This window comes from Vibrio sp. S11_S32 (genome assembly GCF_014694465.1).
In the GTDB taxonomy this organism is placed as follows: domain Bacteria; phylum Pseudomonadota; class Gammaproteobacteria; order Enterobacterales; family Vibrionaceae; genus Vibrio; species Vibrio algicola.
Genome location: NZ_JAAUWS010000172.1, coordinates 1 through 299 on the forward strand (window position 1 = coordinate 1; position 299 = coordinate 299).

Annotated in this window: 1 pseudogene; it reads right to left on the reverse strand. The window is 38.1% G+C overall.

The annotated features are described in order from the left end of the window. A pseudogene (locus tag HC723_RS17150) lies at window positions 1–98 on the reverse strand (IS6 family transposase); the annotation flags it as partial. Window positions 99–299 lie beyond the last annotated feature (201 nt).

A 299-nucleotide genomic window follows, 5' to 3' on the forward strand; every position in this document is an offset into this window, starting at 1 on the left:
TCTATTTCCCGGTAACTTAATTTGTACGCTAAGTAATAACGAAGTGCTTGCATGATGATCTCTTGCGGGAAATGGCATCCTGAAAAGTTAAGTTTCATGTTAATAATACTCCGTTATTGTGACGTTGTATTATCAATATATCGCTTAACTTCGTCAACTTTGCGACAGAACCTGGCTCCAACCATTTCGAGCAATTAAACGATAAATAGTATGCATGCTGGCACAATAACTTATCTTTTCCTTTTTCATTCGTCCAGCCATTTGCTCAGGACTGAAACCGAGGCTTAGGAAAGATTTCA